The 24,876-nt window shown below is 73.0% G+C and carries 22 protein-coding genes and 1 pseudogene; 14 read left to right on the top strand and 9 right to left on the bottom strand.

All coding sequences use genetic code 11. The features are described 5' to 3' along the window. Nucleotides 1–591 (bottom strand): annotated as a pseudogene (locus ACGFRF_RS17775) (hypothetical protein); the annotation flags it as partial. A gap of 99 nt (nucleotides 592–690) precedes the next feature. After that, nucleotides 691–2,232: a DUF4331 domain-containing protein gene (locus ACGFRF_RS17770; RefSeq protein ID WP_393740798.1), complete on the bottom strand. Its 1,542-nt coding sequence runs from the start codon at nucleotides 2,230–2,232 to the stop codon at nucleotides 691–693. 209 nt (nucleotides 2,233–2,441) lie between these two features. Between ACGFRF_RS17770 and ACGFRF_RS17765 the strand changes: the two genes are divergently transcribed. The 3 genes from ACGFRF_RS17765 to ACGFRF_RS17755 all read left to right on the top strand — a co-directional run bounded on the left by ACGFRF_RS17765 (nucleotide 2,442) and on the right by ACGFRF_RS17755 (nucleotide 4,189). Then, entirely contained in the window at nucleotides 2,442–2,984 is a 543-nt protein-coding gene (locus ACGFRF_RS17765) for a sigma-70 family RNA polymerase sigma factor (RefSeq protein WP_393740796.1), read from the top strand. After that, the gene (locus tag ACGFRF_RS17760) at nucleotides 2,981–3,793 is read left to right on the top strand and encodes an anti-sigma factor domain-containing protein (RefSeq protein WP_393740794.1); all 813 of its coding nucleotides are present in this window, start codon (nucleotides 2,981–2,983) and stop codon (nucleotides 3,791–3,793) included. The genes ACGFRF_RS17765 and ACGFRF_RS17760 overlap by 4 nt, the downstream gene beginning before the upstream one ends. Nucleotides 3,794–3,919: 126 nt before the next feature. Next, nucleotides 3,920–4,189 carry a hypothetical protein gene (locus ACGFRF_RS17755; protein WP_393740792.1) on the top strand — a complete coding sequence of 90 codons (270 nt, stop codon included), beginning with the start codon at nucleotides 3,920–3,922 and terminating at the stop codon, nucleotides 4,187–4,189. Between the two features lie 96 nt (nucleotides 4,190–4,285). Here the strand turns inward: ACGFRF_RS17755 and ACGFRF_RS17750 are convergent, their stop codons facing one another. Genes ACGFRF_RS17750 through ACGFRF_RS17740 form a run of 3 tightly spaced genes read right to left on the bottom strand, consistent with a single transcriptional unit; the run spans nucleotide 4,286 to nucleotide 7,262 of the window. Next, complete coding sequence (locus tag ACGFRF_RS17750) at nucleotides 4,286–5,482, bottom strand: CaiB/BaiF CoA transferase family protein (protein WP_393740790.1); 1,197 nt, start codon at nucleotides 5,480–5,482, stop codon at nucleotides 4,286–4,288. A 44-nt stretch (nucleotides 5,483–5,526) separates the two neighbouring features. Beyond that, entirely contained in the window at nucleotides 5,527–6,309 is a 783-nt protein-coding gene (locus ACGFRF_RS17745) for an ABC transporter permease (RefSeq protein ID WP_393740788.1), read from the bottom strand. Next, nucleotides 6,306–7,262, bottom strand: a complete 957-nt coding sequence (locus ACGFRF_RS17740; RefSeq protein ID WP_393740786.1) for an ATP-binding cassette domain-containing protein — start codon at nucleotides 7,260–7,262, stop codon at nucleotides 6,306–6,308. Before ACGFRF_RS17740 ends, ACGFRF_RS17745 begins: the two co-directional genes overlap by 4 nt. A 63-nt stretch (nucleotides 7,263–7,325) precedes the next feature. On the opposite strand from ACGFRF_RS17740, the gene ACGFRF_RS17735 reads away from it, so the two are divergent. Beyond that, a complete protein-coding gene (locus ACGFRF_RS17735) occupies nucleotides 7,326–8,036 on the top strand; it encodes a TetR/AcrR family transcriptional regulator C-terminal domain-containing protein (RefSeq protein ID WP_393740784.1) in 711 nt (236 codons plus the stop codon). Between the two features lie 97 nt (nucleotides 8,037–8,133). Here the strand turns inward: ACGFRF_RS17735 and ACGFRF_RS17730 are convergent, their stop codons facing one another. Genes ACGFRF_RS17730 through hmgA form a run of 3 tightly spaced genes read right to left on the bottom strand, consistent with a single transcriptional unit; the run spans nucleotide 8,134 to nucleotide 11,422 of the window. Next, the gene (locus tag ACGFRF_RS17730; RefSeq protein WP_393740782.1) at nucleotides 8,134–9,288 is read right to left on the bottom strand and encodes a type ISP restriction/modification enzyme; all 1,155 of its coding nucleotides are present in this window, start codon (nucleotides 9,286–9,288) and stop codon (nucleotides 8,134–8,136) included. Between the two features lie 25 nt (nucleotides 9,289–9,313). Then, nucleotides 9,314–10,063 (bottom strand): GntR family transcriptional regulator, encoded by a 750-nt coding sequence (locus ACGFRF_RS17725; protein ID WP_393740780.1) that lies wholly within the window; start codon nucleotides 10,061–10,063, stop codon nucleotides 9,314–9,316. 45 nt (nucleotides 10,064–10,108) lie between these two features. Continuing rightward, nucleotides 10,109–11,422 carry a homogentisate 1,2-dioxygenase gene (gene hmgA, locus ACGFRF_RS17720; RefSeq protein ID WP_393740778.1) on the bottom strand — a complete coding sequence of 438 codons (1,314 nt, stop codon included), beginning with the start codon at nucleotides 11,420–11,422 and terminating at the stop codon, nucleotides 10,109–10,111. A 151-nt stretch (nucleotides 11,423–11,573) separates the two neighbouring features. Between hmgA and ACGFRF_RS17715 the strand changes: the two genes are divergently transcribed. The 10 genes from ACGFRF_RS17715 (at nucleotide 11,574) to ACGFRF_RS17670 (ending at nucleotide 23,922) form a co-directional block, all read left to right on the top strand. After that, entirely contained in the window at nucleotides 11,574–12,134 is a 561-nt protein-coding gene (locus ACGFRF_RS17715; protein ID WP_393740776.1) for a hypothetical protein, read from the top strand. 64 nt (nucleotides 12,135–12,198) lie between these two features. Next, entirely contained in the window at nucleotides 12,199–12,816 is a 618-nt protein-coding gene (locus ACGFRF_RS17710) for a TetR family transcriptional regulator (RefSeq protein ID WP_393740774.1), read from the top strand. A 117-nt stretch (nucleotides 12,817–12,933) separates the two neighbouring features. Beyond that, entirely contained in the window at nucleotides 12,934–15,165 is a 2,232-nt protein-coding gene (locus ACGFRF_RS17705) for a molybdopterin oxidoreductase family protein (RefSeq protein WP_393740772.1), read from the top strand. Between the two features lie 124 nt (nucleotides 15,166–15,289). Beyond that, nucleotides 15,290–16,678: a CitMHS family transporter gene (locus ACGFRF_RS17700; protein ID WP_393740770.1), complete on the top strand. Its 1,389-nt coding sequence runs from the start codon at nucleotides 15,290–15,292 to the stop codon at nucleotides 16,676–16,678. 21 nt (nucleotides 16,679–16,699) lie between these two features. After that, nucleotides 16,700–17,938: an MFS transporter gene (locus ACGFRF_RS17695; protein ID WP_393740768.1), complete on the top strand. Its 1,239-nt coding sequence runs from the start codon at nucleotides 16,700–16,702 to the stop codon at nucleotides 17,936–17,938. A 102-nt stretch (nucleotides 17,939–18,040) separates the two neighbouring features. Next, complete coding sequence (locus ACGFRF_RS17690) at nucleotides 18,041–18,721, top strand: hypothetical protein (RefSeq protein ID WP_393740766.1); 681 nt, start codon at nucleotides 18,041–18,043, stop codon at nucleotides 18,719–18,721. Beyond that, nucleotides 18,708–19,412, top strand: coding sequence for a class F sortase (locus ACGFRF_RS17685; protein WP_393740764.1), 705 nt, complete (start codon nucleotides 18,708–18,710; stop codon nucleotides 19,410–19,412). Before ACGFRF_RS17690 ends, ACGFRF_RS17685 begins: the two co-directional genes overlap by 14 nt. A gap of 572 nt (nucleotides 19,413–19,984) precedes the next feature. Beyond that, nucleotides 19,985–21,331, top strand: a complete 1,347-nt coding sequence (locus tag ACGFRF_RS17680) for an ABC transporter ATP-binding protein (RefSeq protein ID WP_393740762.1) — start codon at nucleotides 19,985–19,987, stop codon at nucleotides 21,329–21,331. 104 nt (nucleotides 21,332–21,435) lie between these two features. Then, complete coding sequence (locus tag ACGFRF_RS17675) at nucleotides 21,436–22,824, top strand: aldehyde dehydrogenase family protein (protein WP_393740760.1); 1,389 nt, start codon at nucleotides 21,436–21,438, stop codon at nucleotides 22,822–22,824. 15 nt (nucleotides 22,825–22,839) lie between these two features. Next, nucleotides 22,840–23,922, top strand: coding sequence for a Zn-dependent alcohol dehydrogenase (locus tag ACGFRF_RS17670; RefSeq protein ID WP_393740758.1), 1,083 nt, complete (start codon nucleotides 22,840–22,842; stop codon nucleotides 23,920–23,922). A 227-nt stretch (nucleotides 23,923–24,149) separates the two neighbouring features. On the opposite strand, the gene ACGFRF_RS17665 is transcribed toward ACGFRF_RS17670, so the two are convergent. Next, nucleotides 24,150–24,863 (bottom strand): ArsR/SmtB family transcription factor, encoded by a 714-nt coding sequence (locus tag ACGFRF_RS17665; protein WP_393740757.1) that lies wholly within the window; start codon nucleotides 24,861–24,863, stop codon nucleotides 24,150–24,152. Nucleotides 24,864–24,876: the final 13 nt, after the last annotated feature.

The raw sequence follows: 24,876 nt of genomic DNA, 5'->3' as shown, positions 1-24,876 counted from the left end.
GGGCGCGCGGTCGCCGGCGCCGGAAGGGGCACCCTCGTCCGGGTGGGAGGCCGCTCTGTCGTTGGCGTCGGAAGGGTCCCCCTTGTCCGGGCCGGGCGCTGCGCGGTCCTCGGAGCGGGTGGCCACGCCTTCGTCCGGGCGGCAAGGCGCGCGGTCGCCGGCGCCGGAAGGGGCACCCTCGTCCGGGTGGCAAGGCGCGCGGTCGCCGGCGCCGGAAGGGGCACCCTCGTCCGGGTGGGAGGCCGCTCTGTCGTTGGCGTCGGAAGGGTCCCCCTTGTCCGGGCCGGGGGTTGCGCGTTCGTCCGGGTCGGTGGCCGTGCGTTCGTCCGGGCGGGAGGTGGTGTGGTCGTCGGTGCGGTAGGGGTCACCCTGGTCCGGGCCGGGGGTTGCGCGTTCGTCCGGGTGGGAGGGTGTGTGGTCGTCGGTGTCGCGGGGCGGGGATGTCGTCGCGGGTTCGGCGGGGGGCGTGACGTCGCCCGGGGGCGAGGTCGTAGCCGTGGGGGCCGGTGTGGCCGGCGCCCCGGTCGTGTGCCGCTGCGGGCTGTTCACCCGCCGCTCGCCGGTCTCGTCGTCATTCGTACGCGGGGACATGCCCTCTCCTCGGTCGCCTGGTGATGTCGAAGGGGGAAGGCGCGGCCCGCCGTGGGGGAGGGGAGTACGGGCCGCGCCGGTCTCGGTGGGACGCGGGGGTCAGTACGGGCGCTGCATGCGCCGGCGCCACCACGCGAAGGCGGTCCCGATCAGCAGGATCCCGGCCGCGCCGGAGGCCGCAGAGGCGGCGATCAGTACGGTGTCGTCCGAGCCGCCCGAGGCGGAGCCGGCCGGCCGCAGGGCGTCACCGAGCTGGCTGCGCACGTCCGTACCCGCGGTCGTCCCCTTGGCGAGCCGCCCGCGTGAGCCGGCCGTGGGCTCGGCGACGTAGGGGAAGTACTTCTCGAACTCCTTGTCGTTCTTGTCGACCGCGTCCCCCAGGTCGTTCTTGGAGCCGACCAGTTCGCCCTCGACGACCTGCAGCGCCTCGTCGATCACGTCGTCGGTGAGCCGGCGCCCGTTCGGGAAGCCGGCGTTGTCGCCGTCCAGCACGCCCAGCCGCTTGGGGTGCATGCTCGGCTTGACGGAGGTGTTCAGCCGCAGCTGCTCCGAAGGCTTCACGTTCGGCGGCTGGTTGAGGCCCTTGACGCCCTTGAGGAACACGTCGACGAGGTCGTTGCGCGGCTCGGCGGGCGCCTTGATCTTGTAGATGGACTCGATGAGCTTCGGCAGCTCGGGCTCGGTGACGTTCTTCAGGAACTGCGCGTCGTACGCCGGCTGCGACGCGTTGAACCTGTCCTTGTCCTTCTGCGGGTTGACGACCTCGTTGACCAGCGGGTTGCCGAGGCGCGACACCTGCGCGTAGTAGCCCTGCGCGTTGCGGCGCTGGGTGGTGGACCAGATGCCGACGACGGGCTGGTGGGAGGACTCGCGGATCAGGTCGTTGGGCACCTGGAGGGCGATCGTGTTGACGTTGTAGCCCTTGAGGGTGTCCCGGCCGACCTCGCTGAGGTTCCCCCCGTACAGCAGGTCGAAGACGCGCAGGTCCAGGAAGAACGGATCGTCGGCCTGCCCGGCGAAGGTCGTGGTGCCGCCGGCCGTCTTGTAGACGGCCTGCCGGCGCAGCTTGCCGTAGTCCGGCATGGACGCCTTGCCGACGTTCGACGGCGCCACCGGCACGTCGTCCGCGAGCTTGGTCCGCGACGCCTCGTGTCCGTTCTTCAGCCGGATGAGCTCGAGGTCGTAGGTCTGCGTGACGTTGAGGTCCGGGTCGGCCAGGTTGGTGACCGGGCCCGTGTTGTACAGGAACGTGTCGCCGTTCTTCGTGGCCGTCTTGAAGGTGTAGCGGAACACCAACTCGCCCTGAGCGTCACCGTTGTTGTCGACGTGGAGGTCGTACTGGGCGTCGTCCGCGAACGTGTAGAAGTTCGGTCCGCCCGCCGGTTCCTCGAAGGGGATCCAGTTGGCCACGATCGTCGTCGTGTCGGGCTTGTCCGGGCTGACGAACGCGTAGAGGTCCGTGTTGTCGTACTGCGGGGTGCCCGAGATCAGCGGGGCCTCCCGGTGGGAGGAGGCGGAGGCCTCCCCGGGTGCCAGCGTGGTGACGCCGGCGGCTGCGAGCCCTCCGGCGGCCAGTGCCCCGCAGATGAGCGCGACCAGGCCCGAGCGCCCCGCACCGCTCCTGGAGATAACAGGTGTCATGCCGTCCGTCCTCAGTGCCGACTTGCCTTTGACGGACGGGTATACGGAGCGGAGCCACAGATCGGTTTGGTCCGACGGAGAAAAAACTTTTCATGGCCCGCGACCCGCGTTTTCGGCCCGCGGATCCGTAACCCCTCGGGGAGGTGTGTGCGGTGCGGATGCGCGGTGCGCGGGGAAGGGCCGGCTGCGGCCGGGGAGAGGGGGCCCGGATGGCGGCCGACGAGCTGCTGGTGCTCGTGGCGGGCGGCGACCAGCGGGCGTTCGAGGAGCTGTACAGGCTGGTGTCCGGGCCGGTGTACGGGCTCGTCCGACGGGTGGTGCGCGACCCCGCCCAGTCCGAGGAGGTCGCCCAGGAGGTGCTGCTCGAACTGTGGCGCTCCGCCGCCCGGTTCGACCCCGGCCGGGGCAGCGCCCTGTCCTGGATCCTCACCCTCGCCCACCGCCGCGCCGTCGACCGGGTGCGCAGCGCCCGCGCGGCCGGCGAACGCGAGCAGCGGGAGGCGCTGCGAGCCGGGGAACCCGCGTTCGACCAGGTCGCCGAGGAGGTGGAGGCGGGCCTGGAACGTGAGTGGGTGCGCCGCTGCCTGAACCGGCTCACGGCGCTGCAACGCCAGTCGGTGACGCTCGCCTACTACGACGGCTACACCTACCGTGAGGTGGCCGAGCGGCTGTCGCTGCCGCTCGGTACGGTCAAGACGCGGATGCGCGACGGACTCACCCGGCTGCGCGAGTGCCTGGGAGGTGCCGCATGAGCATCCTCGGCAAGCTGCTGCGCCGCGAGGACCTGCACTCCCTCGCCGCGCCCTACGCGCTCGACGCGCTCGAACCGGGCGAGCGGCGTCGTTTCGAGAAGCACCTGCGGGACTGCGACCGCTGCGCTGCCGAGGTGCGGGCCCTGGCGGAGGACGCGGTGCGTCTCGCCTGGTCCACGGCGGCCCCCGCGCCCGCCGCCCTGCGCGACCGGGTGCTGGCCGCCGTCCGGACCACCCCGCAGGAGCAGGTGCCGGCCCGGGAGCGACCGCCCCAGCTGCCGCCGCATGTCTGGGGCGCCCAGCCCCCGCCGGGACGCACCCGTACGCCCCGGACGCGCCCCCTGTTCGTGCCGTTCGCCACGGCCACCGCCGCGGCGGCCCTCGTCGTCGCCTCCCTCTTCGCGGTCCAGGCGAACCGCACCGAGGACCGGCTCGACGCGGAGCAGACCCGGGCACGTGAGATCGCCCACGTTCTCGCCGCGTCCGACGCCCGCGCCACGAACAGCGAGGACGCGCACGGCCGCAGTATCGGAGTGATCGCTTCCGCGTCGGAGGGGGAAGCCGTCGTCACCCTCAGCGGATACGGCACCCCGCCCGGCGGGCGCGTGCACCAGCTGTGGCTCATGCGCCCCGGTGTGCAACCGCGCTCCCTGGGGCTTCTCACGGGCGACACGCCCTTGGTCGCCAAGGGCCTCGAGAAGTCCTCGACGTCACTCGCCGTAACCGTCGAGCCCGACGGCGGATCAGACCGACCCACCAGCCAGCCCATTGTCCAACTCACCCTGAAATCGGTCGGATTCGGAGAGTAGTCATCGACGGATGGTCAACCGCCTTACGGGGAAGGTGAATCCTGTGGCCGAGATACACGCGTGCCCCACTGGGGCGATAGGGTTACCCTGCCCGGGCCGGGTGGACTCGTACGGGTGGGGAGTGACATGGAGCAGATAACAGTGCGCAGCAGGGCCAGGGTCCCTGCGATCACCTGCGGGAGCAGCGCGACCAGTTCGCGCCTCGACCGCCATCTGTCGGTACTGGCGGGCCCCGCCATACCGCAGCGGGAGACGATCGAGGCGACCTCGCTGATGCGTGAGCTGACGGCGCGTGACTCGGTGCACGAGCGCAGCGACCGGGGCGCGCGGGTCAGCCGTGTCTCGCTCTTCGCGCCGCTGCGCCGACTGCGCCGCTCGCTGTTCGGCGGCCACTGAGCACTCACCCGCTCATCCAGCGGTCACCGAGCACCTTCACCGGCCACCGTCACCGAGCGATCGGTGCCCCCGGAGCCCTGTCCGGGGTGCCCGTGCTCAGGCCACCACACCGTCACGGCGCAGCGCTGCGATCCCGTCGTCCGTCATCCCCACGGCACGCAGCAGCGCCTCGGTGTGCTGCCCGAGCGCGGGCACGTCGCCCATCCGCGCCTCGTCCCCGCCCGGCAGAGTGATGGGAGGCAGTAGCGCCTTCAGCGGTCCGGCCGGCGACCCCACCTCACGCCACCGCTCCCGGGCCGCCAGCTGCGGATGCGCCGCCAGCTCGTGCAGATCCCTCAGCCGCGCACAGGCGATACCCGCCTTCTCCAGCCGGGCCAGCGCCTCCTCGGTGTCCAGCACCCCCAGCGCACCCGCGACCAGCTCGTCGGTCCGCTCCCGGTGTGCCACCCGTGCCGCGTTCGTCGCGTATGCCGGATCCGTCCCCAGTGCGGGATGCCCTATGACCTGTTCGGCCAGCCGCCGCCACTCCCGGTCGTTCTGCACCGACAGCAGCACCCGCCCGCCGTCCGCCGTCGCGTAGGCGTCGTACGGTGCGATGACGGCGTGCGCGAGCCCGGTGCGCGCCGGGGGCTCACCCCCGTGCATCGCATGGTGCAGCGGATGCCCCATCCACTCGGCGAGTGCCTCCAGCATGGACACCTCCACCGGGCCGCCCCGCCCGGTCGTCCCGCGCCGCACGAGGGCCGCCAGTACACCCGAGAACGCGTACATGGCCGCCGCGATGTCCGCCGCCGGAACCCCCGCCTTGACGGGCTGCTCGGGCGTTCCCGTCACCGACACCAGCCCCGCCTCGCACTGCACGAGCATGTCGTACGCCCGCTTGTCCGCGTACGGGCCCGAGCCGCCGTAGCCCGAGATGTCCACGGCGATCAGCCGCGGGTGCGCCGCGCACAGCGTGGCCGCGTCCAGTCCGAGCCGGGCGGCGGCCCCGTTCGCCAGGTTCTGCACGAACACGTCCGCGTCCGCGATCAGCCGCCGTACGACGTCCAGGCCGCGCGGGTCCTTCAGGTCCAGGGCGAGGGACTCCTTGCCGCGGTTGCACCACACGAAGTGCGAGGCGAGTCCGCGGGCGGCGGTGTCGTAGCCGCGCGCGAAGTCGCCGCCGTCGACCCGCTCCACCTTGATGACCCGGGCGCCCAGGTCGGCGAGCTGCCGGGTCGCGAAGGGCGCGGACACGGCCTGTTCGACGGCGACGACGGTGATGCCCTCCAGGGGCAGGGGCAGATGGTCCATGGGCTGGATCATGTCCCGTGACCGGCGGGTTTGTCAGTAGCCGGTCACCGCTCCCCGCAGGCGTACCGGCGCACGGCGAGCGGCAGGAACACCGCGGCCAGGGCGAGGCTCCAGGCGAGCGACCCGGCGACGGGGTGGGCCACCGGCCAGGCGGCGCCCTCCGGGACGGGCGCGTTGCCGAACAGGTCCCGCAGGGCGGTCGTCACGGCGCTGATCGGGTTCCACTCGGCGAGCGTGCGCAGCCAGCCCGGCAGGTTGTCCGTCGGGATGTACGCGTCGGACAGCAGCGGCAGCACGAAGGAGGAGGCGCCGAGCTGTCCGGCGGCGTCCTCGCTGCGGGTGAGCAGCCCGAGGAAGATCCCGGCGCAGGTGCAGGCGAACCGGAAGAGCAGCAGCAGCGCCACGGCTCCGGCGGCCCCGAGCGCGGACCCTTCGATCCGCCAGCCCACCGCGAGCCCGACCAGCAGCAACGGCACGGTGCCGACGGTCGTGACGACGAGGTCCGCCACGGCCTGCCCGAGCGGTACGGCGGCCCGGCTCACCGGCATCGTGCGGAACCGGTCCATCACGCCGCGGTGGGTGTCCTGGGCGGCCTGGAACATACCGGTCATCAGCCCGCCGGCGGCCGTCGCGACGAGCAGTCCCGGCACGAGGAAGGAGCGGTACTCGCGGCCGGGCATCGCCAGCGCGCTGCCGAAGACATAGCCGAAGAACAGCAGCATGTTGACCGGCATCATCTGGGTCAGGACCGCCAGGCCCGGGTTGTTGCGGACCCGGCGCAGCTGCCGGCCCGTCATCGCGATTCCGTCGTACGCCGACGCGATCATGCGGCGAGCTCCTTGCTGTCGGCGGACTCCCCGGTGAGCCGCAGGAAGACGTCGTCGAGGGTGGGCGGCCGGATGCTCGCGTCCAGCAGCGGCACGCCCGCCGCGTCGAGTTCGCGCACCAGGCGCGGGAGGGTCAGGCCGGGGTCCGTGGTGACCGCGCCCACCGTGTTCCGCTCGCGGTCGAGAGCGGGCTCGCGGCCGGTGAGCCGATCGAGTACGGCCGCCGCCTTCGACAGCGCCCCGGTGTCCGCGACCACCACCTCCACGTACGACCCGATGAGCGCCTTGAGCGCGGCGGGCGAGCCGGTGTGGGCGACCCTTCCCCGGTCCACCAGGGCGATGTCGTCGGCGAGTTGATCCGCCTCCTCCAGGTACTGCGTGGTCAGCAGCACCGTCGTGCCGTCCGCCTTCAGCTCGCGCACCGCCTGCCGGATGCGGGTGCGGCTGGCCGGGTCGAGTCCGGTGGTCGGCTCGTCGAGGAAGAGCACGTCGGGGCGGCGGATCAGGCTCGCGGCGAGGTCGAGCCGGCGCCGCATGCCGCCCGAGTAGGCCGCGGCCTTCCGGTCCGCGGCCTCGGTCAGCCCGAACCGCTCCAGCAGTTCGTCGGCCCGGGCGGCCGGCCCGCGCACCCGGTGCAGCCGGGCGAACAACCGCAGGTTCTCCCGGCCGGTGAGGTCCCCGTCGACCGAGGCGTACTGGCCGGTGACGCCGATCCGGCGCCGCACGGCCGCCGCCTCCCGCACGAGATCGTGCCCGGCGATCCGCGCCGAGCCCCCGTCCGGACGCAGCAGCGTGGTCAGCAGCCGCACCGCCGTCGTCTTCCCCGCCCCGTTCGGTCCCAGCAGCCCGCAGACCGTGCCCTCGGCGACGGCCAGATCCAGCCCCCGCAGGCCGTGCACGGCACCGAAGCGCTTCTCCAGACCTTCACTAAGTACAGCGTACGTAGTAGCCATGGGGCGACCATAGCGCATTACGTACGCTGTACGTAACTAGGATGGTGGCCGAGGTGATGACCGATGGCAGTCCGAGGGGCCGTCCCCGAGGTGATCTGGGCGCGCCCCGAGCGCACCGGCCGGGGTCCGAAGCCGGCGTACACGCGCGACGACATCGCGGCCGCCGCCGTCCGGATCGCCGACGCGCAGGGGCTCGACGCGGTGTCCATGCGGCACGTCGCGGCCGAGCTGGGCTGCGGCACCATGTCGCTGTACAACTACGTCCCCCGCAAGGAGGACCTGTACGAGCTGATGGTCGACGCGATCAGCGCGGAGCACGTCCCGTGGGAGCCGAGCGGCGACTGGCGGGCCGACATGCTCCGGGTGGCCCGGGAGACGCGTGCGCTGATGCGCCGGCACCCGTGGATGCCGCGGCTGATGTCCCCGGTGTACGGCTTCAGCCCGCACGCCCTGCGCTATCTGGAGCACTGCCTGGCCTGCCTGGACCCCTTGGAAGTGCCGTACGGGACCAAGCTGGAGCTGATCGCCATGCTGAACGGCATGGTGACCACCTACGTCCGCAACGAACTCGACACCGCGGAGCGGGTACGGGCCCTGCCGTGGTCGGAGGACGAGGAGAACGCGGTGCGCATCGCCTACCTGGGCAGCCAGATCGCCTCCGGCGCCTATCCGAGGATGGCGGCGGCGTTCATGGAGGACGCCGGGCCGATCGACCTGGAGGCGGTGTTCGAGCGGGCGCTGGAGCGGGTGCTCGACGCGTTCGCGCCGCGTTGAGGGGGCAGGTACGGCGCGTGCGGGTCGTGTGCGGCCGGTCGCGCCGTGCCAAGGACGCCGAGGACATCACCCGCCCGGAGGCCGCCCTGCGTCGCCGTCAGAGCAGCGCGAACTGACCGTCGGGGCCTTCCTCGTGGTGGTCCAGCACGGAGGCGGGACGGCGGGACGGCCCCGGTGCCGGAAGGACGCCCGCGTGCCGCAGGTCGCTCGCCGTGACCGTCGACGTCACGGGCGAGCCGGCCCGCAGGGGCCGCACTTCCGCCAGCAGGGCCAGGACCGTGATCAGCTCCAGCAGCTCCGACGTCCAGGGCTGCGGCCAGGTCGCCGGGCGGATCGCGGCGAGGGTGCCCGGCTCGGCCGAGGTGGTGCGGACCGTGAACCAGGCCGCCAGCACCCGGACCCCGGCCACCTCGTAGTCCCAGGCCTCCGGCGGGACGGGGGAGATACGGCCCTCGTCGAGGTGCAGGGTCTCCTCGTCCCGGTCGTAGTGCAGGGTCGCGGGACGGCTGGGCAGGGGCGCGCGGACGTAGGGCCGGCGGCCGCCCGGCAGCTTGGGGCGTTCGCCGTCGCGGCGCATCAGCCAGAGCAGCCGGCGGCCCGCCTCCACGCCGGAGGACCACAGGTCCCGGTCGTCGGTGAGCGGGACGGTGAGGTCCGGGCGGACCGTCGCCAGGATCCAGGCCAGTACGTCCGGTGCCGTCGGGCGGTCGCCCAGGCGGGCGGACAGGTGATCGAGCAGGCCGGGAGGCAGGTTCGGTTCCGTGCCGCCGGGGCGCCGGAAGAGCGGGCGGACCCGGCCGGTGCGCAGCGTGGGCAGGAGTGATGTGGCCAGCAGCGGAGTGTCGTCGTCGCCCGACTCCACCGTGAACACCTGGTGCGCGTCCGCCACCCGCCACAGCTCCGGGCGGGCCGCGTCGATCAGCCGGTGGTCCGGGATGAGCCACTGCTCGTCGAAGGGCGCCGCCAGGACCCGTACCGGTTCCGCGCAGGGACCCTCGGCGCGCGCGAGCCGCTGTGTGCCGGAGGACTGGCCGGGCAGCTGGCCCACGGCCGAGTGCGGCGTACGGGCGCGGGTCGGCTCGAACAGGGCCTCCCGGTCCGGCCCCTCGGCCTTCAGCAGGGCGTCCCAGCGGGCCTTCAGGGAGGCCGGGTCGGGTGCCGTCGGCCAGGCGCGGCCCGGCCGCAGCGGTGCGACGGACCACGGCATGAGGTCCGCCAGCGGCGGAGCGTCGTCGTGCGTCACGCAGGGCATCGTACGACTTGACCGGTACCCGGTATCAGGTCGCGTCCAGCGTGACGGTGAACGAGAAGCGGTCGCCCCGGTAGTGGATGACCGCCACGTCCAGGACCCGGCCCTCGGCGTCGTACGTCACGCCCGTGTAGTGCAGGATCGGGCTGAGCAGCGGGACTTGGAGCAGCCGCGCGGTCTCCGGGTCCGCGAGCCGGGCCTCCACGGTGTCCGTGATGCGGCTGATGTCCGCCTTGACGATGTCCCGCAGCACCTTCGTCATCGGCCAGCGGGTCAGGTCCTCCAGGTCGATCCGGGCGGCGAGTTCGGGGCGTACGTGGTTGACGGCGTGATTGGTCGGCTCGCCGGTCTTCTCGTCGCTGCGCAGCCGGTGGTACGTGGCCACCTCCGCGAGGTCCGGGAAGTACTCGGCGATCCCGGCGGGCACCGGCGCCCGGCCGTGGCCCAGCAGTTCGCTCGTCATGCCGGACTGCTGGGCCACGATCGCGTCCACCGAGCCCAGCAGCCGCACGGGAGCCCCGCGCCGCGCCCCGGGCTCGATGAACGTGCCGCGCCGCCGGTGCCGGCTGATCAGCCCCTCGTCCTCCAGTTCCTTGAGCGCCTGCCGCATGGTCAGCACGCTGACGCCGTAGTGCTCCGCCAGCTGCTCCTCGGTGGGCAGGCGCAGCGGGTCCTGCGGCGAGCGGCCGAGTATCGAGGCGCGCAGCGACTGCGACACCTGGTACCACAGCGGCAGCTTGCGGTTCAGGACGATCGAATCCGGAGCGAAGGAGGTCACACGGCTATCCGTACCTGTCGGGGCCCGTTCAGTGCAACGGAGCCGTCAGCGCGCCCGGAAATGGCGCTCCAGGCCCTGCCACACGTCGTCGTAGCGCCGCTGCAGATGGTCCGCGCCGGCCGCGTGCGGGGTGAGCGTCACAGGCCAGCGGGTCTCGAACATGAACGCCAGCCCGTCGTCGACCTTCTGCGGCCGCAGCTCGGCCGCGCTCGCCCGGTCGAAGGTCTCCCGGTCCGGGCCGTGCGCCGACATCATGTTGTGCAGCGAGCCGCCGCCGGGCACGAAGCCCTCCGCCTTCGCGTCGTAGGCGCCCTCGACGAGCCCCATGTACTCGCTCATCACGTTCCGGTGGAAGTACGGCGGCCGGAAGGTGTCCTCGCCCACCAGCCAGCGCGGTGCGAACACCACGAAGTCGACCCCGGCCAGGCCCGGGGTGTCCGACGGGGAGGTGAGGACCGTGAAGATGGACGGGTCGGGGTGGTCGTAGGAGATGGTGCCGATGACATTGAAGCGGCGCAGATCGTAGATGTACGGCACATGGTTGCCGTGCCAGGCGACCACATCGAGGGGGGAGTGGTCGTAGGTCGCCGTCCAGAGGTTGCCGCAGAACTTGTTCACCACCTCCACGGGGCCCTCGACCTCCTCGTACGCGGCGACCGGCGCGCGGAAGTCCCGGGCGTTGGCGAGACCGTTGGCGCCGATGGGCCCGAGGTCGGGCAGCTGGAAGGGCGCTCCATAGTTCTCGCACACATAACCTCGGGCCGATGTGTCGAGCAGCTCCACACGGAAGCGCACCCCACGGGGAATCAGTGCGACATGGGCGGGTTCCACATGGAGTCGGCCGAACTCGGTGTGCAGCAGCAGCCCGCCGCGCTCCGGCACGATCAGCAGCTCGCCGTCGGCGTCCGAGAAGACCCGCTCCATCGAGGCGTTGGCGTGGTACAGATGCACGGCCATGCCGGTGCGCTGGGTCGCGTCGCCGTTGCCGCCCAGGGTCCACAGGCCCGCCAGGAAGTCCGTGCCGGCCGGCGGTTCGGGCAGCGGGTTCCAGCGCAGCCGGTTGGGGTCGGGCACCGTCTCGGTGAACGGCGCCGTACGGAGGGCGCCGTTGCCGGTGCGGGTGAACGCCGGGTGCGCGGCGGACGGACGGATGCGGTACAGCCAGGAACGGCGGTTGTGCGCCCGCGGCTCGGTGAACGCCGTACCGCTCAGCTGCTCCGCGTACAGGCCGAGCGGAGCGCGCTGCGGCGCGTTGCGGCCCTCGGGCAGGGCGCCGGGCACCGCCTCCGAGGCGTGTTCATTGCCGAACCCGGTCAGATACGACAGTCCCTCGGCGGTCTTCCGCGCGTCCGCGCTCATGCTCGCTCCCTTGCGGTCCTGATTCCTATGCATCACCGTAGGAATGCCCGCGGTGGTGCGCAAGAGGGCCCCGCGTACTCCGTCCGGGGGACGAGGAGAACCAGACTTCAGGCGGATTCGGGCTCCGGAGCCTTGTCCTAGGCTCCGGATCATGTCGTGGACGTGGACGGGCAGATCTCTCGCCGCGCTCGCGGCCTGCGTCCTGCTGCCGTGCGCAGTGGCGGGATGCGGGGCCGGCGAGGCGCACGAGCGCGGGAGCACGCTCTCGCCCTCTCCGGTGGGCGAGGTGCTGGACGACACCGACGACACCGGCCGCCATCTGCGCGAGGTCGACAGGAAGAACGCGCCGGAGGTCGGCGTCGAGGTGACCCCGGACTCCGGCGGCGGCTGGGACGTCCGGCTGTCCTTCCACCGCTTCCGCTGCTCCGCACCCGGCGCCGAGCCGACGGCGGTCACCGGGCGCGGGCTCGCCCACCTCTTCGTCGACGGCCGCCGGGTGGCCCGGCTGCGCACCCCCGAGTACCACCTGCCCGACCGCCTCGTCCCGCGCGGCACCCACCATGTCACCGCGCGCCTGTACGCCGACGACGGCACGGTGTGGGCCGTGCACGGCGAGCCCGTCCAGAGCACCGCCGACATCACGGTGTCGGACGCGCAGGCGGGGCCGGCCGAGCCGTCGACCGAGACGGCGACCCTCCGCGCCGGCGAGTGAGCGCAACGGCCGCTTCCCTCCGTACCGCCGGGCCAGGTTCACCGGACCGCGGCGGAGAGGCATCATGAGGCCCGTGCCCCACGCGACATCCCTCCGCCGCGCGCCCGTCCAGCGGCGCAGTGCCGAACGGCTGACCAGGATCCTCGACGCCTGCGCCGAACTCCTCGACGAGGTCGGCTACGACGCCCTGAGCACCCGTGCGGTCGCCGTGCGCGCCGGCGTGCCCATCGGCTCCGTCTACCGGTTCTTCGGCAACAAGCGGCAGATGGCCGACGCCCTCGCCCAGCGCAACCTCGAGCGGTACACCGAGCGCGTCACCGACCGGCTGAAGGAAGCCGGCGCGGGCGACTGGCGGGCCGCGATGGACGCCGTCCTGGACGAGTACCTGGCCATGAAGCGCACCGCGCCCGGCTTCTCCCTGGTCGACTTCGGCAACCAGATCCCGGTCGGCGCGCGCCAGACCGAGCCCAACACCCGGGTCGCCGACCGGCTCACCAAGCTGCTCTCCGGCTATCTCGGCCGCACCCCCGACGAGGATCTGCGCCGGGTCTTCCTGGTCGCCGTGGAGAGTGCCGACGCCCTGGTCCAGCTGGCCTTCCGGACGGACCCGCAGGGGGACGAGGCGATCATCGGCGAGACCCGGACGCTGCTGCGCGCCTACCTCGGACGCGTGCTCGACTGAATCACCGGCTCCCTGCCCCGGGGGACTCCCCTCCATGCATACCGGTCGGTATGCTCCCCCTGAGTTCGTCCGGCCCGCCCGCGCCCGCCCGGCGCCGCCGACCCTCCAGGAGGACCCGTGTCCCGCACCGCCCTGCGTATCTGCCCCCTGTGCGAGGCCACCTGCGGGCTGACCCTCACCATCGAGGGCACCCGCGTCACCGGTGCCCGCGGCGACCGCGACGACGTCTTCAGCAAGGGCTTCATCTGCCCCAAGGGCGCCTCCTTCGGCGCCGTGGACGGCGACCCCGACCGGCTGCGCACCCCGCTCGTCCGGGAGGACGGCACGCTGCGCGAGGCCACCTGGGAGGAAGCCTTCGACGCGGTCGCCGCGGGCCTGGGCCCGGTCGTGGAGCGGCACGGCCCGAACGCCGTCGGCCTGGTCCTCGGCAACCCCAACGTGCACACCATGGCCGGCGCCCTCTACCCGCCGGTCCTGCTCGGCGCCCTGCGCACCCGCAGCCTGTTCACCGCCTCCACGGTCGACCAGATGCCCAAGCATGTCTCCAGCGGGCTGCTCTTCGGCCACGCCGACGCGATACCGGTGCCTGACCTGGACCACACCGACCACCTGCTCCTCATCGGCGCCAACCCCCTGGAGTCCAACGGGAGTCTGTGCACCGCCCCCGACTTCCCCGGCAAGCTCAAGGCGCTCAAGGCCCGCGGCGGCCGGCTCACCGTCGTGGACCCGCGCCGCACCCGCACCGCGAACCTCGCCGACCGGCACCTGGCGATCCGCCCCGGCACCGACGCCCTGCTGCTCGCCGCGATGGCGACCGTGCTGTTCGAGGAGGACCTGGTCGACCTGGGCCACCTCGCCCCGCACGTCCAGGGCCTCGAGGAACTCCGGGACGCCCTGGCGGACTTCACACCCGAGGCCGTGGCCGCGGCCTGCGACCTCGACGCCGGTGTCATCCGCACCCTGGCCCGCGAACTCGCCGCCGCGCCCACCGCCGCCGTCTACGCCCGCATCGGCAGCTGCACCGTCCCGCACGGCACCCTGGCGAGCTGGCTGGTCGACGTCCTCAACATCCTCACCGGCAACCTCGACCGGCCCGGCGGCGCCCTCTTCCCGCAGGCCGCCACCGACAGGACACCCCGCCCGGCGGGCCCCGGCCGCGGCTTCGCCCTCGGCCGCTGGCACTCCCGGGTGCGGCGACTCCCCGAGGCCAAGGGCGAGTTGCCGCTGTCGGCGCTCGCCGAGGAGATCGACACCGCGACCGACGAGGGCGAACCGGTCCGCGCGCTGATCGTCGTCGCCGCCAACCCGGTGCTCTCCGCGCCCGACGGCGACCGCCTCGACAAGGCCCTGGACTCCCTGGACTTCATGGTCAGCGTCGACCCGTACCTGAACGAGACCTCGCGCCACGCCCATGTCGTCCTGCCGCCGCCCCCGCCCTCCCAGAGCCCGCACCACGACTTCGCGTTCAACACCCTCGCCGTGCGCAACCAGGTCCGCTACACCCGGCCCGCGGTCCCGCTGGAGCCCGGCCGCATGGCCGAGAGCGAGATCCTGGCCCGGCTGATCCTCGCGGCCACGGGCATGCACGGCGCCGACCCGTCCGCCGTGGACACCATGGTCATCGACCAGACCCTCGGCAAGGCCGTGCAGGAGGAGCACTCCCCGGTGTACGGCCGTGACCCGCGCGAACTCGCCGACCGGCTCACCGGCGACAACGGCCCCGAGCGGCGGCTCGACATGATGCTGCGGCTCGGTCCGTACGGCGACGGCTTCGGCGTACGACCCGACGGGCTGAGCCTGGCCAGGCTGCTCGCCCACCCGCACGGCATCGACCTCGGCCCGCTGCGCCCGCGCCTGCCGCAGCCGCTCAGGACCCGCAGCGGCAAGGTCGAGCTGCTGCCCGAACCCATCGCCGGCGACCTGCCCCGGCTCCGCCAGGCGCTGCACGAGCGCCCCGAGGGGCTCGTCCTCGTCGGCCGCCGCCATCTGCGCTCCAACAACAGCTGGATGCACAACGTGCCCGCCCTCACCGGCGGCAGCAACCGCTGCACCCTGCACATCCACCCCGAGGACGCCGACCGGCTCGGCGTGCGCGACGGGGAGGACGTACGCGTCAAGGGCGCCGGGGGAGAGGTCGTGGCCCCCGCCGAGGTCACCGACGGCGTCCGGCCGGGGGTGGTGAGCCTGCCGCACGGCTGGGGCCACGACCGCCCCGGCACCCGGCTCGGACACGCCTCCGCCGCCCCCGGCGTCAACGTCAACCAGCTCCTCGACGGCAGCCTGCTCGACCCGCTGTCGGGCAACGCGGTCCTCAACGGCGTACCCGTCCAGGTCACCGCAAGCCTGTGACCTGGAGTTTTGCGCTTATTGCTCGCACGTCAACATCTTGTTAACGTCGGACGACGGGACCTAACGTCAACGCACCGCCGACACCCAGGTGGGATGTTCAAGGGCGAACGTTAGGTATCCACTCATGCTGACCATCCTCGGCTTCGCCATGATCGCGACCTTCCTGGTCCTGATCATGCTGAAGAAGATGTCGCCGATCGCGGCGCTCGTGCTGATTCCCGCGCTGTTCTGCGTGTTCGTCGGCAAGGGCGCCAAGCTCGGTGACTACGTCATCGACGGCGTCACCGGCCTCGCCCCCACCGCGGCGATGCTCATGTTCGCGATCGTCTACTTCGGTGTGATGATCGACGTCGGTCTCTTCGACCCGATCGTGCGGGGCATCCTCAGGTTCTGCAGGGCCGACCCGCTCCGCATCGTCGTCGGCACCGCGGTCCTCGCCGCCATCGTCTCCCTCGACGGCGACGGCTCGACCACCTTCATGATCACGGTCTCGGCGATGTACCCGCTCTACAAGCGCCTGAAGATGAGCCTGGTCGTGATGACCGGCGTCGCCGCCATGGCCAACGGCGTGATGAACACGCTGCCGTGGGGCGGCCCCACCGCCCGTGCCGCCACCGCGCTCAAGGTCGACGCGAGCGACATCTTCGTGCCGATGATCCCGGCGCTGGCCATGGGCCTGGTATTCGTCCTCGCGCTCGCCTACGTCCTCGGCCGCCGCGAGCGCAAGCGGCTCGGCGTGCTCACGCTGGACGAGGTGCTGGTGGAGGAGACCGAGACGGTTCTGGTGGGCGCCGGCTCCGGCAACGGCGCGCACAGCACCGGTGGCTCCCACGCCGGCGCGGGCCTGCCCGACCGGCCCGAGGACGAGGGATTCCAGGGTCTCGACCCGAACCGCCCCACCCTGCGCCCGAAGCTGTACTGGTTCAACGCGCTGCTCACGGTCACGCTGCTCACCGCCATGATCATGGAATGGCTGCCGATCCCGGTGCTGTTCCTGCTCGGCGCCGCGCTCGCCCTGACCGTCAACTTCCCGCACATGCCCGACCAGAGGGCCCGCATCGCCGCCCACGCGGAGAACGTCCTCAACGTCTCCGGCATGGTCTTCGCCGCGGCCGTCTTCACCGGCGTCCTGCAAGGCACCGGCATGGTCGACCACATGGCCACCTGGCTGGTCGACAACGTCCCCGACGGCATGGGCCCGCACATGGCCCTCGTCACCGGCCTGCTGAGCATCCCGCTCACGTACTTCATGTCCAACGACGGCTTCTACTTCGGCATCCTGCCGGTGCTCGCCGAGGCGGGCCAGGCGCACGGGGTCTCCTCGCTGGAGATCGCCCGCGCCTCGATCGTCGGCCAGCCGCTGCACATGTCCAGCCCGCTCGTCCCCGCCGTGTACGTCCTGGTCGGCATGGCCAAGGTCGAGTTCGGCGACCACACGAGGTTCGTGGTGAAGTGGGCCGCGCTCACCTCGCTTGTGGTCCTCGGCGCGGGAATCCTGTTCGGCATCATCTGACCACTCCAGGAGGACGTACTCATGGCGCCCGGTGGGAACCGCGGCTGGCTGCTCCGCCTCGTCATCGCCTTCGGCTTCGCGCAGGGGGCGGTGTCGATGGCCCGGCCGGCCGTCTCCTACCGGGCGCTCGCGCTGGGCGCCGACGAGCGGGCGGTCGGCGTCATCGCGGGCGTGTACGCCCTGCTCCCGCTCTTCGCCGCCGTACCGCTCGGCCGCCGCACCGACCACGGACGCTGCGCACCGCTGCTCCCCGTGGGCGTGGTCCTCATCTCCGGCGGCTGCGCCCTCAGCGGACTCGTGAACTCCCTCTGGGCGATGGCCCTGTGGAGCGGAGTGATGGGACTCGGCCACCTCTGCTTCGTGATCGGCGCCCAGTCCCTGGTGGCCCGCCGGTCCGCCCCGCACGAACAGGACCGCAACTTCGGGTACTTCACCATCGGAGCCTCCCTCGGCCAGCTCGTCGGACCCGTGGCCGCGGGCGCCCTGATCGGCGGCCCCGACATGGCCGGCAGCAGCGCGGTCGCCCTCGTCGTGGCGGGCGCGGGCGCGGCGGCCGCCGTCACCTCGCTGTGGCGCATCGAGGACCGCACGGCCGTCGACCCCCGCCCGTCACGGGGCGGGCGGGTGCCGGTCGGTGTGATCCTGCGCGCCCGGGGCGTCCCCGCGGGCATGCTCATCAGCCTGTCCGTGCTGTCCGCCACCGACATCCTCACCGCCTACCTGCCGGTGGTCGGCGAGCACCGGGGCATCGCGCCCTCGGTGGTCGGCGTCCTGCTCAGCCTGCGCGCCGGTGCCACCATCGCCTGCCGGCTCGTCCTGACCCCGCTGCTCCGGCTGCTGGGCCGGCCGGCGCTGCTCACCGTGACCTGCCTCCTGGCCGCCGTGCTGTGCGCCTGCATCGCGCTGCCGGCGCCGGTGTGGGTGCTGGGGCTGATGCTCATCGCCCTCGGCTTCTGCCTCGGCGTCGGGCAGCCGCTGTCGATGACGACGGTCGTCCAGGCCGCCCCGGCGGACGCCCGCTCGACCGCGCTCGCGCTGCGCCTGACCGGCAACCGGCTCGGCCAGGTCGTCGCCCCGGCCGCCGCCGGTCTGGTCGCGGGCCTGGCGGGCGTCGCCGCGCCGTTCGTGCTGCTCGGGGCCTTGCTGCTGCTGTCGTCGGGGGTGGCGCTGCGCTCGCCGGGGCGGCCCGAGAGTGTCCCAGGAGGGGCGGTGCGCCAGCGGCCGGGGCGTTCGGGATTGCGCCGCACGAGCGATATCTGACGACGCGCCGGGCGTCGCTGCCGCGGGGCGCGCGGCCCATGACGGAGAGTCCAGGCGAAAGAGCGATTTGTATGAAAATCGTCTGAACTTGGAGGATCGCGCATGCCCACCCTGACACTCCCACGTGCCGCAGGCTCCCGCGCGGGCGCCACAGTCGTCCTCACCGCCCTCGCCGCGGCGGGCGCGTCATGGGTAGCGGCGCCGAACGCGGTGGCCGTGGGGGAGAACGGCGACATCAGGATCCACAACGCCCGCGTGCCCTACGTGACGCAGCTCGGCGGATCGGCGAAGGACGACCCGGTGGTCTGCAAGTTCTGGCTGGAGGCCGTCAACTTCGACTCTCTGGGCAGCATCGCGTACACCATCACGCCACAACCTCCGCTGCCCACGGCCGCCACCGTGACGGGCATCATCCAGCTCGCCGGCGGTGCGGGGCACACCGACCCGCTGGGGCTGGCGGACGGACAGTACAAGATCAGCTGGACCGTGGGGACACCTCCGGCCGTGAAGGAGAAGGTCTTTCGCGTCAACTGCCACGACGGCCAGCACGACGGGGCACAGGGTCCCGGCGGACAGATCGAGGACCATCAGCAGGAGAACGGGGCCTGGGGCCAGAACGACCAGCAACCCCCGAAGGGCGGCGTGCACGCGGGCGGCGGCGGTCTCGTCGACACCGCGGCCGCCTACTCGCCGGTGACCGCAGCGGCGGCGGTGGGTCTGGTCGCGGTCTGCGGTGCCGTGTACTTCCGGCTGATCCGCCGGCGGCCCCATGGTGCCGCGTAGGCGCAGACGCAGGCCCTGGCACCGGACCCGCGCCTACCGCCTGGCCAGGACGGCCCTGCTCGCGGTCGTCCTGGTGACGGTGGGGTCGCGGTGCGGCGGACACGGCACGCCGGCCGTGCCCGACGGGTCGGACGGCCCGGGTGCCGCGGCGGCCGCCGGACCGCACTCGGACGGACGCGGTCCGGACCGCGAGGACCCCGACACGGCTCCGTCCACGCCCCCGCCCCGCCCGCTGTCCCGGTCCCGGCCCACGTCCTTCCGCATTCCCTCGCTGGGGGTCGACGCCCCGATCACGGGTATCCGGCTCGACCGCGACCGGCAGTTGGAGACACCGCCCGTCGACAAGCCGAAGCTGGTCGGCTGGTACGAGGGCGGCCCCACACCGGGCGAGTCCGGCACCGCCGTCGCCGTCGGTCACCGCGACACCGCGACCGGCCGTGCCGTGTTCGCCGGACTCGCCCAGGTCGAGCCCGGCAAGCTCATCGAGGTCGGGCGGGAGGACGGGCGTACCGCCGTCTACACCGTGGACCGGGTGAAGGTCTTCGACAAGACCGGGTTCCCGGACAAGGAGGTCTACGGCTCGACCCGGCGCCCGGAACTGCGTGTGATCACCTGCGGTGGCCTCTTCAGCCGGCGGACGGGCTACACCAGCAACGTGGTGGTCTTCGCCCACCTGTCCGCGACGAAGTGACCGGTCGGTGCCGGCGCCGCCCCCGCACCACCGGTCACCCCGTCCTCGGCCGCTCCGAACCCCGTCCTCGGCCGGTCCCAATCCCGGCGCTCGCCGGTGTGAACCCTGGTGTCCGCCGGTGTGAACCCTGGTGTCCGCCGATCTGAACCCCGGTGTCCGCCGGTCTGAACCCCGTCCTCCGCCGCTCGGAATCCCGGCGCCCGCCGCTCCGGACCCCGTCCTCGGCCGGTCCAACCCCGTCCTCCGCCGCTCCGAACCCCGGCTCCCGCCGGTCCGAACCTCGTCGTCCGCCGGCCGAACCCTGGGCCGGCCGAACTCCGGCGCTCGCCGTCCGAACTCCGGCGCTCGCCGTCCGGATTCCGGCGCCCGTCGGCCGAGCCCCGGCGCCGCCGGCCCGAACCCCCTCGTCCGCTTCCTGCGCTGCCTGCGCCGGAGCGTCCACCGCCGCGCCATGACTTCCCCCGGCCGGCACAGTCCGTTAACTTCCGTGGTCCGAGGGCCCCGTACGAGCCGCACGGGGCCCTCGGACCACGGAGCAGCGGCGCTCCGGACAGCCCCCGGAGGCAGCAGCCATGACGCGCGCCATCTCCCTGCACGACGTGAGCAAGTCCTACGCGCGCGGCCAGCGGGTGGTGGACCGGCTCTCGCTGGACATCGCGCCCGGCGAGTTCCTGGTCCTGCTCGGCCCCTCCGGCTGCGGGAAGTCCACCGTGCTGCGGATGATCGCCGGCCTGGAGGAGATCGACGAGGGCGAGCTGCTCCTCGACGGCGCGTACGCCAACGACTGGCAGCCGTCCGAGCGGGACATCGCCATGGTGTTCCAGAACTTCGCCCTCTACCCGAGCATGACCAGCCGCGACAACATCGGCTTCCCGCTGCGCATCGAGGCGCCCGGCGCCGACCCGGGCCCGCGGGTCACCGCCACCGCCCGCATGCTGGGCATCGAGGACCTGCTCGACCGCTTCCCCGGCCAGCTCTCCGGCGGCGAACGGCAGCGGGTGGCGATGGGCCGGGCCATCGCCCGCCACCCCTCCGCCTTCCTGATGGACGAGCCGCTGTCCAACCTCGACGCCAAGCTCCGCAACCGCTTGCGCGCCGAGATCTCCCAGCTGACCCGCGAGCTGGGGGTCACCACGGTCTACGTCACCCATGACCAGGCCGAGGCGATGTCCCTCGGCGACCGGGTGGCCGTACTGCGCGGCGGAGTCCTCCAGCAGCTCGGCACCCCGCGTCAGGTGTACGCGCTGCCCCGCAACATCTTCGTCGCCGCCTTCATCGGCACCCCGCGCATCAACCTGCTGCGCGGCCTGGTCCGCGCCCCGCTGGACGGCGCCATGACCGTCAGTCTGGGCAAGCAGGCGCTGCGCCTGCCCGAGCCGCTCTGCCTGGACCACCGGCTGCTGCGGGTGCAGCAGGGGCGCGAGGTCATCGTCGGGCTGCGCTCGGAGGCGGTGCGCATCGCCAGGCACAGCTCCGCCCGGCCCGGCGAGGTGCCGCTCACCGGGCTGGTGGAGCACGTGGAGTTCCAGGGGCACGAGATCCTCGTCCACTTCGACACCGGTTCCAGTCCCGCCGTCGTACCCGAACTGGAGGCCCCGCGCCCGGTCGCCCGGGCCGCGCGCCGGCGTCGCCGGGAAGGCCCGACGGTGCTGGACCGGCTGCGGGAGCGGGCGGGTTCCCTGCGCGCCGGCCCGGTGGTGGTGCTCGAACATCCCGCGGACGCCGAACCCGAACCCGAGCCCGCCGTGCCGGAGGGGCGGCTGCCGGGCGACCTGGTCGTGCGCACCACGCCGGACATCCGGCTGCACCACGGTATGCAGGTCCCGCTCCTCGTCGACCTCGCCCACCTCTTCGTCTTCGACCAGCACGGCGACCGCATCTGCCCGTCCCCCGACCGGCTGCCCGATCTGGACGAGTGAGCGCCCGCCGCGGCGGCGATGATGTCCTGGTACACCTGGCGCCAGAAAACTATCACCGCTAGTTTGTGTGCCGGACGACGCAGCCCCGCCGGGAGGACAGCAGCATGAAGGCACACGACGGCCTGTACATCGACGGCGCCTGGCGCCCCGCCAGCAGCGGGGACGTGATCGAGGTCGTGAACCCGGCCGACGAGCAGGTCATCGCCCGCGTCCCCGCAGGCGGTGCCCTGGACGTCGACACCGCCGTACGCGCCGCGCGCGCCGCCCTTCCCGCCTGGGCCGCCACGGCCCCGGCCGAGCGGGCCGCGCGCCTCACCGCCCTCCGGGACGTCCTCGCGGCCCGCAAGGACGAGATCGCCGAGACGGTCACCGCCGAACTCGGCTCACCGCTCGCGTTCTCCCAGGCCGTGCACGCCGGCGTGCCGATCGCGGTCGCGGGCTCCTACGCCGAACTGGCCGCCACCCACTCCTTCGAGGAGAAGGTCGGCAACTCCACCGTCCTGCACGAGCCGATCGGCGTGGTCGGCGCGATCACCCCCTGGAACTACCCACTCCACCAGATCGTCGCCAAGGTCGCCCCGGCGCTCGCCGCGGGCTGCACGATCGTCCTCAAGCCCGCCGAGGACACCCCGCTGACCGCCCAGTTGTTCGCCGAGGCGGTCCACGCGGCGGGCGTACCGGCGGGCGTGTTCAACCTGGTCACCGGCCTCGGCCCGGTCGCCGGGCAGGCCCTCGCCGAACACCCGGACGTGGACCTGGTCTCCTTCACCGGCTCTACTGCGGTCGGCCGGCAGATCGGCGCGGTGGCCGGCGCGGCCGTCAAGAAGGTCGCCCTCGAACTCGGCGGCAAGTCCGCCAACGTCATCCTGCCGAGCGCCGACCTCGCCAGGGCGGTGAGCGTCGGCGTCGCCAACGTGATGTCCAACTCCGGGCAGACGTGCAGCGCCTGGACCCGCATGCTGGTCCACCGCGACCAGTACGACGAGGCGGTGGAACTGGCCGCCGCGGCCGCCGCCAAGTACGGCGACCGCATCGGTCCGGTCGTCAACGCCAAGCAGCAGGAACGCGTGCGCGGTTACATCGAGAAGGGCATCGCCGAGGGCGCCCGCCTGGTCGCCGGTGGCCCCGAATCCCCGCGCGAGAAGGGCTACTTCGTCAGCCCGACCGTCTTCGCCGACGTCACCCCGGAGATGACCGTCGCCCAGGAGGAGATCTTCGGCCCGGTCCTCTCCCTCCTCCGCTACGAGGACGAGGAGGACGCCCTGCGCATCGCCAACGGCACGGTGTACGGCCTCGCCGGTGCGGTCTGGGCCGGTGCCGAGGACGAGGCGGTCGCCTTCGCCCGCCGCATGGACACCGGTCAGGTCGACATCAACGGCGGCCGGTTCAACCCCCTCGCGCCCTTCGGCGGCTACAAGCAGTCCGGCGTCGGCCGGGAACTCGGCACGCACGGACTCGCCGAGTACCTCCAGACCAAGTCCCTCCAGTTCTAAGGAAGTCCGTCAGTCATGGCCGTACGAGCCGCCGTCCTGCCCGCCATCGGCGCCCCCCTGGAGATCATCGGCATCGAGCTGCCCGACCCGGGCCCCGGCCAGGTCCGCGTCCGCCTCGCCGCCGCCGGCGTCTGCCACTCCGACCTGTCCCTGTCCAACGGCACCATGCGGGTCCCCGTCCCGGCCGTCCTCGGCCACGAGGGCGCCGGCACGGTCGTCGCCGTGGGGGAGGGCGTCACCCATGTGTCACCCGGTGCGCCGGTCGTCCTCAACTGGGCGCCGTCCTGCGGAAGCTGCCACGCCTGCACGCTCGGCGAGGTCTGGCTGTGCGCCAACGCCCTGGCCGGCGCCGCCGACGTCCACGCCCGCACCACCGACGGCACCGAACTCCACCCCGGCCTGAACGTCGCCGCGTTCGCCGAGGAGACGGTGGTCTCGGCGTCCTGCGTGCTGCCGCTCCCGGAGGGCATCCCGCTCACCGATGCGGCCCTCCTCGGCTGCGCGGTCCTCACCGGATACGGCGCGGTCCACCACTCCGCCCAGGTGCGGGCCGGCGAGACGGTCGCCGTGTTCGGTGCCGGCGGGGTCGGCCTCGCCACCCTCCAGGCGGCCCGGATCGCGGGCGCGTCCCGGATCATCGCCGTCGACGTCTCCCCCGAGAAGGAGGAACTGGCCCGCGCGGCCGGCGCCACCGACTACGTCCTCGCCTCCGAGAACACCCCGCGCGAGATCCGCGCCCTCACCGGCAAGCAGGGCGTCGACGTGTCGATCGAGTGCGTGGGCCGTGCCGTCACCATCCGTTCGGCCTGGGACTCCACCCGCCGGGGCGGCCGTACGACGGTGGTCGGCATCGGCGGCAAGGACCAGCAGGTCACCTTCAACGCCCTGGAGATCTTCCACTGGGGCCGCACCCTGTCCGGCTGCGTCTACGGCAACTGCGACCCGGCCCGCGACCTGCCGGTGCTCGCCGGGCACGTCCGCGAGGGACGCCTGGACCTGTCCGTGCTGGTCACCGAACGCATCGCCCTGGAGGGCATCCCGGCCGCCTTCGACACCATGCTCGCGGGCAAGGGCGGCCGGGCCCTGGTGGTCTTCTAGCGCCTACCCGCAGCGTGCCCGCCGTCCGGCACCGCCGCCGAGTCGCGTTCCGGGTGACGTTCATCATGTCCCTCGAGGCTAGGTGGCGGTCCGGGTACGGGCCGGCGGACATCGGACGGGGTACTGCGGCCCGCGCGAGTGCGGCGACCGCAGTTCCAGGGGCGCGGCCGGCCACGACGGTCCCGCACCCGGCGGACCGCCGTCGAGCCCACGCCTGCGGTCCGCGCTCAGCGCAGGGCGCCGGCCGGGATGCCCAGCAGGTCGGACAGCGCCCGCTGCCCCGACGCAGTCACCTGCACGGCCCGCTCGGAGCCGATGCGGACGCACCACTGCGCGTCCAGTGCGTGCCGGCACAGCGCCGCCCCCGCCGCACCCGCGAGATGAGCGCGCCGCTCGGTCCAGTCGAGGCAGGGGCGGGCGAGCGGGCGGCGCCCCGCGCGGTCGAGGGCAATACCCGCGGCGCCGAACCACTCCAGCCCCGCGTCGGTCAGCGCGAACCCGGTGTCCTGCCGCAGCAGCCCCCGCTCGGTCAGCGCGTCCGTGACGGCGATGCCCAGCCGCCCGGCGAGATGGTCGTAGCAGGTACGGCCCCGGGCCATCGCGGACTCGGTGCTCGACTCCCGCAGGGTGCGCACAGGGCGCTGTACGGCCGCCGCGGGCACCTGCGCCGCGAGGTCCTCGACGAGTTGTGCCACGCGCGCGTCGGCCAGCCGGACGTACCGGTGTCTTCCCTGCCGTTCCTGCGCCAGCAGTCCGCCCGCGACCAGTTTGCCGAGGTGCTCGCTCAGGGTGGACGCGGCGACCCCGGCGTGGCGGGCCAGTTCCCCGGCGGTCCAGGCCCGCCCGTCGAGCAGTGCCAGCAGACACGCGGCCCGCGTCTCGTCGGCGACCAGCGCGGCGAGGGAGGCGAGGCCGGCGGCCCGGGAGTCCTTGGTGGTCATGCACCCAGCATGG

Origin of the sequence: Streptomyces sp. NPDC048521 (assembly GCF_043199855.1) — a bacterium.
In the GTDB taxonomy this organism is placed as follows: domain Bacteria; phylum Actinomycetota; class Actinomycetes; order Streptomycetales; family Streptomycetaceae; genus Streptomyces.
Note: the sequence above shows the minus strand (reverse complement) of the source record. Positions and strands in the feature narration are given on the sequence as shown.

What these genes read in the sequence shown, in the direction of transcription:
- ACGFRF_RS17770 (WP_393740798.1), bottom strand. Translation starts at nt 2,232, where the DNA reads ATGACACCTGTTATCTCCAGGAGCGGTGCGGGGCGCTCGGGCCTGGTC.
- ACGFRF_RS17765 (WP_393740796.1), top strand. Translation starts at nt 2,442, where the DNA reads ATGGCGGCCGACGAGCTGCTGGTGCTCGTGGCGGGCGGCGACCAGCGG.
- ACGFRF_RS17760 (WP_393740794.1), top strand. Translation starts at nt 2,981, where the DNA reads ATGAGCATCCTCGGCAAGCTGCTGCGCCGCGAGGACCTGCACTCCCTC.
- ACGFRF_RS17755 (WP_393740792.1), top strand. Translation starts at nt 3,920, where the DNA reads ATGGAGCAGATAACAGTGCGCAGCAGGGCCAGGGTCCCTGCGATCACC.
- ACGFRF_RS17750 (WP_393740790.1), bottom strand. Translation starts at nt 5,482, where the DNA reads ATGGACCATCTGCCCCTGCCCCTGGAGGGCATCACCGTCGTCGCCGTC.
- ACGFRF_RS17745 (WP_393740788.1), bottom strand. Translation starts at nt 6,309, where the DNA reads ATGATCGCGTCGGCGTACGACGGAATCGCGATGACGGGCCGGCAGCTG.
- ACGFRF_RS17740 (WP_393740786.1), bottom strand. Translation starts at nt 7,262, where the DNA reads ATGGCTACTACGTACGCTGTACTTAGTGAAGGTCTGGAGAAGCGCTTC.
- ACGFRF_RS17735 (WP_393740784.1), top strand. Translation starts at nt 7,326, where the DNA reads ATGGCAGTCCGAGGGGCCGTCCCCGAGGTGATCTGGGCGCGCCCCGAG.
- ACGFRF_RS17730 (WP_393740782.1), bottom strand. Translation starts at nt 9,288, where the DNA reads ATGCCCTGCGTGACGCACGACGACGCTCCGCCGCTGGCGGACCTCATG.
- hmgA (WP_393740778.1), bottom strand. Translation starts at nt 11,422, where the DNA reads ATGAGCGCGGACGCGCGGAAGACCGCCGAGGGACTGTCGTATCTGACC.
- ACGFRF_RS17715 (WP_393740776.1), top strand. Translation starts at nt 11,574, where the DNA reads ATGTCGTGGACGTGGACGGGCAGATCTCTCGCCGCGCTCGCGGCCTGC.
- ACGFRF_RS17710 (WP_393740774.1), top strand. Translation starts at nt 12,199, where the DNA reads ATGAGGCCCGTGCCCCACGCGACATCCCTCCGCCGCGCGCCCGTCCAG.
- ACGFRF_RS17700 (WP_393740770.1), top strand. Translation starts at nt 15,290, where the DNA reads ATGCTGACCATCCTCGGCTTCGCCATGATCGCGACCTTCCTGGTCCTG.
- ACGFRF_RS17695 (WP_393740768.1), top strand. Translation starts at nt 16,700, where the DNA reads ATGGCGCCCGGTGGGAACCGCGGCTGGCTGCTCCGCCTCGTCATCGCC.
- ACGFRF_RS17690 (WP_393740766.1), top strand. Translation starts at nt 18,041, where the DNA reads ATGCCCACCCTGACACTCCCACGTGCCGCAGGCTCCCGCGCGGGCGCC.
- ACGFRF_RS17685 (WP_393740764.1), top strand. Translation starts at nt 18,708, where the DNA reads ATGGTGCCGCGTAGGCGCAGACGCAGGCCCTGGCACCGGACCCGCGCC.
- ACGFRF_RS17680 (WP_393740762.1), top strand. Translation starts at nt 19,985, where the DNA reads ATGACGCGCGCCATCTCCCTGCACGACGTGAGCAAGTCCTACGCGCGC.
- ACGFRF_RS17675 (WP_393740760.1), top strand. Translation starts at nt 21,436, where the DNA reads ATGAAGGCACACGACGGCCTGTACATCGACGGCGCCTGGCGCCCCGCC.
- ACGFRF_RS17670 (WP_393740758.1), top strand. Translation starts at nt 22,840, where the DNA reads ATGGCCGTACGAGCCGCCGTCCTGCCCGCCATCGGCGCCCCCCTGGAG.
- ACGFRF_RS17665 (WP_393740757.1), bottom strand. Translation starts at nt 24,863, where the DNA reads ATGACCACCAAGGACTCCCGGGCCGCCGGCCTCGCCTCCCTCGCCGCG.